Source organism: Stenotrophobium rhamnosiphilum, from assembly GCF_003052265.1.
Classification (GTDB): Bacteria; Pseudomonadota; Gammaproteobacteria; order Nevskiales; family Nevskiaceae; genus Stenotrophobium; species Stenotrophobium rhamnosiphilum.
This window is the reverse complement of record NZ_QANS01000013.1, coordinates 1-8139: the sequence shown is the minus strand read 5'-3', so window position 1 is coordinate 8139 and position 8139 is coordinate 1. Positions and strand designations below refer to the sequence as shown.

Here is an 8139-nt window from a genome sequence, read left to right as displayed (position 1 = left end):
TCGACTTCAGAACATTGCCTGCAAAACCACTCTGATACGCGCGGCCTTGCGCGTCATAACTGATCGTTGCGTAGAGACTATTATTTTCGTCAACGATACCGGTGAGCAGGTTATTGTCGAGTCCATTAGCGTATTGATAAGCTTTGAGGCGCGTGTCTGGAAAGGTTACCGTAGACAAGCGGCCGTATTGAGTATCAAATCCATAGAGAACGTTGCCGTCCGGAGTTATTACTTTCGTTAACTGAAAGGCAGCGTTGTAGAAAAAGCTAAGACTCCTCCCGAAACTATCAGTGACAGTTGTTAACTGGCTGTTGGTGTAGGCTAGGTTCTGCACGTAGCCATCTTGATAAGTAATGGACGTCAGTACGCCTTCGACGTTGTATTGCTCGATTGTGTTGTGCTCATCTATCAGCGTGTAGCCTGTTGCGGAGGCCGTCAGCTTCAGCGGGACATCTGAAGGGCTTTCACAGCTTGTACCCAAGCAATTAAATTCATACTGCCCTCCGTCAGGACGTCTAATCGCCAAATGACTGTATCCAGAGCTAGCGTTCCAAAGCGGAAGGGTTCCATTGCTGTAAATCCGGAAGATCTCACCGCTGGGCATCTGGCATTGGAAATTGCCCATGTATGTAGCAGTGCCTGACAGGCCCGGGAAAACTTCTACTGAACCTAACGCACAAGCATCATTAGGGGTCGTATAAGTTTGCGAAACAAGTTTCAGGGACGGTGGATATTTGACTGCACTTTCTAGCGGCGCAATGCTTCGCGAAGAAAAATTACTGCGCCACCCGGGGCTAAGAATTTGACTGCGAGTATTGTCGCTGCTGTTATAGCTGCGAGATACCTTTAATCGTCCGTCGCCTGATTGATAGTCGACTTCCTGAATGTTTTCATTACCGCTACCGATGTTGATGGGCTTGTGGGTATTAACAATTCCTTTCTGAGCCGTGCTGCAGGGATCGCAGCCCTGATCCTTCGTTTTGGCAATCGAGAAATAGAATTTTGCAGGGCCGCATTTCATATACAGCTCTGAGTTCGTCCATGGGCCATATGCACCCGAGGCTAAGCAATGCGCTGGCTGTTGCAGTTGTCCTGCGCTAAAGTTATTCGAGCCGGTGCGATGAAACGTACCCGGGCCACGGTACCACCTAACAAATCCAACTCCAGTTAACTTGCAAGTATTAATCACAACGCCGATAGGCGCGCTTTGGCATGCGCTGGCGGCCGCTTCGGGACTTGGATAATGTTGTCCGCCGCAAGGGTTGAGCGGTCCGCTCGCAAAACCTCCTCCCCATGAATATCCTCCCACCGCAAACCAATCAGGGGCCTGCCCCGCTGGACAGTCCACACCTTCAGCATGCGCGCTCATACTGAAAAAACTTGCAGAAACTCCCAACAACAGCAACATCGCTATTGAGAAAAGTGGATTGGATAGCATCCGATGCTGTTTCTTGTTTGTTAGTTGAGTCATTGCACTGCCGCCTTCCTTGATCCGTATTTATTTAGAAACGCAATCCAAACACTCTGAAACGATTAACGCGGAAGCGTAGTTCACGTCGTATTCGCTGTTTGTGTGCCATTCATTGCAAGTCATCGATCAGAGCCCCAAAGCTGTGCCAGTGGCTCCTGAAGTCTGTGTCCCGTTAAAAGCATTCGATGGCACTTGCAAGGTTGCAGAGCGAGCTCCGCCATGCGCTGGCTTGAACTTCACGCCAACACTGCAATCCAGCCCAGGAGCGACAACGTTATTACAGGTGCTGCTTGTAATAATGAAATCACCAGGGTTAGTGCCTGCAAAGGATAGGGTTCCAACTTGTAACGGTGCGGTCCCCGAGTTTTTAACCCCGTAGTACATGGGATTGCTGCTTAGCGACACAAGTACAAGACCAAAATCCCTAGTACTCGGATAAATAGTGACCATCGGGGCAATGCCCGTGCCACTCAGCGACACAGTCTGCGTGCCGTTTGTTGCATCAGAGACAATATTCAGCGTTGCAGAACTGCTATCCATCACTGAAGGATTAAACGTGACTGTTAAAGTGCAAGTTGCGCTTGGTTCAACAGCGGAACTGCAACCGTTATTCGCCACTGCGTAGTTGCCCGCGTTAGTGCCGCTAAAAGAGAGCGTGCCAACATGTAGCGGTGCCGTGCCAGTATTGGTCACCGTTACCGATTGCGAGCTGCTTGGGCTGCCGACCAATTGGTTTCCAAAAGATATAGAACTCGGGGCGACGCTAGCGGCAGGCAAAGTACCCGTGCCAGATAGGCTCACGGTCTGCGCCCCATTGGTTGCATCTGAAGGAATCGTCAGCGTGGCGCTGCGGCTACCGGTTACTCCGGGAGTGAAGGTGATGCTGATGCTGCAAGTCTGCGCTGCGGCTACTGCTCCGCTGCAAGTATTTCCTACGAAGGTAAAATCACCGGCGTTTGCTCCGGAGAGCGTGGGCGCGCCCACCGCCAGAGGAGCCGAACCGGTGTTAGTAACCGTAACTATCTTCGCAACGCTGGTGGTCGCCAAGAGTTGATTGCCAAACGCCAGACTTGTAGGTGTTGCACTCGCTGCAGGTGCAATGCCCATTCCCGTCAATGCAATCAGCTGTGCGCCATTATTCGCATCGGATTGAATCTGGAGATTCGCGATACGTGCACCTGTCACAACAGGATGGAATGTCACGCTGATGGTGCAATTCGACCCAACACTTAAAGCGCCTGTGCAATCCGCATTGGCAATCGTGAAATCTGATGCGTTGGCGCCCGAGAGCGACAACATTCCTACTGTGAGTGGTGCCGTTCCAGTATTGGTCACCGTGAAAATTTTAGTGGCGCTAGTCGTATTGATCAGCACGCCTCCAAATGCATTGCTTGTAGGTGCAACGGAGATCAGTGGCGCAATACCTGTACCAGACAGTGCAATCCACTGAGTCCCTGTCGCTGCATCCGTAGAAACCTGCAATGTCGCTGAACGACTGCTTGTGACTGTCGGAGCAAAGGTGACACTGATCGTGCAACTCTGACTCACCGCAACAGCGCCAGTACAGGTATTGGCAAAAATGGTGTAGTCGCCAGGATTTATGCCCCCAATTCCAACTGAACCGACGGTCAGCGGAGCGGTGCCTGAATTGGTGACGGTCAAACTGCGTGCCGTACTCGTCGTACTGAGCAACTGATTGCCAAATGTCAGGCTACTCGGCGTCATGCTGGCGATAGGAGCCGTACCCGTACCCGTTAGAGATACTGTCTGAGTGCCATTGTTTGCATCTGAAGGAATCTGCAGGCTCGCTACTCGTGATCCAACTGCAGTCGGATTGAAGGTCACATTAATCGTGCAATTCGCACCAACAGCGACAGCAGTGGTGCAAGCATTGCTGGAAATGACGAAGTCCGCTGCACTGGCTCCCGAGAAGGAAAGCGTTCCCACGGTTAGAGGAGAGGAGCCAGTGTTCGTAACCATCACTGCTTTTGCAGTGCTTGTCGCACCTAACAGCTGATCTCCAAACGTGAGGCTAGTCGGCGTCGCACTCGCAACAGGGGCGATCCCGATGCCGCTAAGCGAAACCTGCTGCGTCCCATTGTTAGAGTCCGATGGGATCTGAAGACTGGCCGTGAGCGCTCCAACTGCGGCCGGACGGAACGTCACATTGATTGTGCAATTCGCACCAACAGCCACGGCGGTAGTGCAAGCATTACTGGTGATGGTGAAATCAGCCGCATTTGTCCCTGACAGCGATACCGTCCCAACGGTCAAAACGGAAGAACCGGTATTTGTAACGGTGACCACTTTCGCAGTGCTTGTCGTACCCAGCAGCTGATTTCCATATGCAAGGCTTGTCGGCGTTGCACTCGCAACAGGAGTCACCCCAGAACCGGTGAGTGACACTTGTTGCGCACCGTTATTCGCATCCGATGCAATCTGAAGATTGGCTATGCGCGATCCAACTGCAGCAGGATTGAACGTCACAGTGATTGTGCAATTCGCGCCAACAGCAACTGCTGCAGTGCATCCATTGCTAGAAATCGTGTAATCGCTAGCGTTAGTGCCTGACAGAGACACCGTCGCAACAGTCAGAGCTGACGACCCCGTACTGGTGACCGTCACCACTTTCGCAGTACTTATCGTGCTCAACAGTTGATTGCCGAAAGCAAGGCTCGTCGGTGTTGCACTGGCGGCAGGTGCAATACCCGTTCCAGTCAATGAAATTTGCTGCGCTCCGTTGTTCGCATCCGACTGTATCTGGAGACTTGCGACACGCGCGCCTGTAGCTGCGGGATGGAACGTCACGCTGATGGTGCAATTCGCCCCGACACTCAAAGTGCCTGCGCAACCAACACTGGAAATTGTGAAATCAGATGCATTAGCACCTGAGAATGAGAGCATCCCCACTGTGAGAGGTGCACTTCCGCTATTGGTCACGGTGAAAATCTTAGCCGCGCTAGTTGTATTAATCAGCACATTTCCATACGCATTACTTGTCGGCGCTACTGAGATCAGCGGCGCAATGCCCGTACCTGATAACGAGATCCACTGCGTGCCTGTCGCTGCATCAGTAGAAACTTGCAACATAGCTGTGCTGCTGCCGGTAACGCTTGGAGCAAAAGTGACATTGATGATGCAGCTCTGGCCGATAGCTACAGCACCCGTACAGCTATTGCCGGAAATAGCGTAGTCGGCAGGATTAACGCCGCCCACTGTCGGCGCACTGACGGTAAGAGGCGCTGTGCCTGAATTCGTGACCGTTAAGCTACGCGCTGTGCTCGTTGTGCCAATCAACTGATTGCCAAACGCTAGGCTGCTTGGCGACATGCTGGCCGCAGGTGCAGTGCCCGTTCCTGCCAACGACACTTGCTGCACGCCGTTGCTGGAGTTTGAGGCAACCTGCAAGCTACCCGAGCGAGCGCCCGTTGCGGTGGGGCGGAAGGTAACGCTGATGACGCAGCTCGCACCAGCAGCGACTGCTGCCGAGCAACCATTATTAGAGACTGCAAAGTCACCGGAATTAGTTCCAGCCAAAGTCAGGCCCGAAACAATTAACGGCGAACCACCGCTATTCGTCACGGTGACGTTTTGAGCGATACTGGTGGTATTGATCAACTGGTCTGCATACGTCAGCGCACTAGGCGCTGCGGTGGCTGTAGCAATAGCACCCATTCCCGAGAGAGGAACAGACTGAGCACCATTTGTTGAGTCGGACAGGACAATAACTGCTGCGGAGCGATTGCCCGTAGCCGCCGGAGTAAACGTCACGTTAATCGTGCAGCTTGCATTGGCGATCAGCGCGGACGAACAGCTGCTGCTTGAAACTGAGAAATCGTTAGCGTGTGCGCCGAACAAAACTGGCGACGAGAAATGCAGATCTGCAGCGCCAGTATTTGTCAGCGTGATGGCTTTAGAAGCGCTCGTGCTTCCTACACCTTGACTGAGAAACGCCAAAGAGCCAGGCGCCACAGTTGCAATCGGGCCACCAGTACCGCCACCGGATCCACTCACAACGAAGTTAGCGGCACTAACCGCACTGCCGGTAGGGTTTGAAACAGTAATCTTTCCCGTCGACGCACCAGTGGGCACCGAAGTAACGAGTTGCGTTGCTGACGCTGAACTCACTAACGTGGAAGTGCCGTTGATCGCAACAATATTGTTGGCGGGTACAGGATCAAAGCCGGTGCCATATATGGTCACCTGACTTCCGACGGCTCCGGCTGCTGGCGTGAACCCTGAGATAGTCAGCGCGCTAACAGCGACAGAATTAACCGCGACTACGCTGCCATTAGCATCATATGAGTACGTCACGACACGACTCGACGTGTCGTTCACGATTTGAACGAGCTGGTTGCTGCCGTTGTAATAGTACTGGTCGGTATCGGCAAGAGAGATACTGGGCATCGCCACCAGTAACGTCAGGGCCGTTAGCGTCTTAATCCAAGATGCTTCCTGCTGGAGCGAAGAGTACTTTGAACTAGAACGCCTCCTTAATGATTGTGCGGATTTTTTAAGTGCACGCACGAAGAAATTAAGAGCTTTCTGATGACGTTCCATGTCAATTCCCTTGCAGCTATTTTGATTTTTATTAAATACATCCACGAGCACAAGAGCCGACCGAATAAACCGGCGGCACGTAAAACTTATCGATGCTTCCCCATCGTCCCGCGATGAATAAGGTGACGTACTGCTTTTATTCGTATGGCCATCAGCATTCGCTTTAAAGCAATATGCGGGCTCTTTATTGCGACACCATAAACTAACTGCTCGAAATATTCGAGTGAGATAAATTGTTGCTCAGAATTCCCATTACTTGGGAAACACTCTGTTTGTTTTCACATGATGATTCATGTCCAAGAAACGATCTGCGCTGACATTAATTCTTCGCGAAAATTTCTTTGGCGTATTGCACGCGCAATTTGTTAGTCTCCTGCATTAGGGGATATTAAAAACAATAGTAATGAATACTGCGAACGGCTATACACGCGATTTGTGAGCCAGTCTTAGACGGCACACACTGGGATTGTTTCAATATCAATACAACACTGAGTGCTGCTACTTGCTCGTAGGCGAGCGCGCAATATTGGTTGGAGTTTGCACTGACACGTCGAGAGCTAAAGGTTTCTTAGCGCTTGTATTGCGTTTCTAAAATAATTAAATGCTGATCAAGGAAGGCGGCAGAGCAATGATTCCACTAACGAACCAGAAACCACGTCGCATGCTGTCGAATTCATTTTTCTCAGCTGCCATGTTGCTGTTATTGGGAATGTCGGCAAGCTTCTTCAGCTCTAACGCAGAAGCGGAAGGGGTAATTTGCACAGGAGGACGAGCCCCTGATTGGTACACGGTAGGTGGGTGGCTATTCACGCCCGCAGGTCTGGCCCAACAGAGCGGAGGTGAAAACCCCTGCGGGTACGGACAGCGCCACGCGAGCCCCGAGGCTGCCGCTGCAACCTGCCAAGGAGCCCCTGGAACCAGGATACGTGATTCCGAACTGATGGGATCCGCATTTGTAGAATGGTATCGCCATCCTGAAACCTTTTATCTAAGCAGCAGCAATGGCTTTAGCGCTGCAGCAATTAAGCAGCCATTTCTGAATCATTACAACGGAGCACACTCTCCACGTTTGGTGACAGATCTGCGGGTTCGATGTGTGCCGCCCGGATACTACGTTTCCTATGCCAAAGCCAAGGATGCCGGCTGCGATCCCTGTAGCACTGCTAAGACGGGGGCAGCCAATACTTCGAAGCCCATTAATATCGGCAGCGGTAACGAAAGTATTCAAGAGGTCGACTATCAATCGAATGACAAGCGACTAAAACTCACGCGGAGCTATAACAGTAGTGATACCAATACGGGTCTAATATTAAGTGCCGGTTGGCACAGCAATTACTCTGCCCGAAGGATTTATCCGCTAGAGAATGTGATTGCGCCCCCACAAGGCATTAAGTTAGTTTCGCAAACTTACACAACGCCTAGTGATGCTTGCATTCAAGGCGCAGCAGAGTTGTCCTCTGGGCAATCTGGTTCAGCAACGTATATTGGTAATTTTCAATGCCAAATGCCAAATGGCACGACGATCAAAATTTACAATACCCGCGCCACGCCTTATCCAGATCCCAGCGCTGGATACAACCATCTGTTATCGCGACGCCCAGACGGAAGTCAGTACGAATTTGACTGCCTGGGAGCAAGCTGCACCGCCGCGTCTGATGTGCCACTGAAATTAGTCGTCTTGTCGGCGGGTTATACGCTCACCGATGAAAATAATATTACCGAACAGTACAACTTAGAAGGCGCATTAACATCCGTAACTTTTCAGGATGGCTATGCGCAGAACATGACCTATAGCAATAGTCAGCTCGTGGCTATGACCGACAGTTTCGGAAGAAGCCTTAACTTCTTCTACAACGCCAATGACAAACTCATAAAAGTTACCACTCCAGACGGCAATGTTCTTTACGGATTTGATACTCAGTACAGCCGCTTGTCGACGGTGACCTACCCCGATACAAGAATCAAAAAGTATCAATACTTCGGTTCTCCTCACCTTTATGCACTGACCGGTATCGTTGACGAAAATAATAGTCTCTACGCAACGATCAGTTATGACGCGCAAGGCCGCGCGTATCAGAGTGGTTTTGCAGGCAATGTTCTGAAGTCGA

The 8139-nt window shown here is 51.4% G+C and carries 3 protein-coding genes; 1 reads left to right on the top strand and 2 read right to left on the bottom strand.

Annotated elements, in window-relative coordinates:
• On the bottom strand, positions 1-1471 hold a 1471-nt coding region (locus tag CJD38_RS18200; RefSeq protein ID WP_146166024.1), incomplete at its 3' end, for a DUF6531 domain-containing protein.
• A gap of 126 nt (positions 1472-1597) precedes the next feature.
• Positions 1598-5878: a beta strand repeat-containing protein gene (locus CJD38_RS18195; protein ID WP_161554292.1), complete on the bottom strand. Its 4281-nt coding sequence runs from the start codon at positions 5876-5878 to the stop codon at positions 1598-1600.
• A 754-nt stretch (positions 5879-6632) separates the two neighbouring features.
• Between CJD38_RS18195 and CJD38_RS18400 the strand changes: the two genes are divergently transcribed.
• Positions 6633-8139, top strand: a 1507-nt coding sequence (locus tag CJD38_RS18400; RefSeq protein ID WP_146166023.1) for a DUF6531 domain-containing protein, incomplete at its 3' end; no start/stop codon positions are given.

Bases quoted from the DNA above. Each gene is read 5' to 3' on its own strand.
- CJD38_RS18195 (WP_161554292.1), bottom strand. From the start codon at position 5,878: ATGCCCAGTATCTCTCTTGCCGATACCGACCAGTACTATTACAACGGC.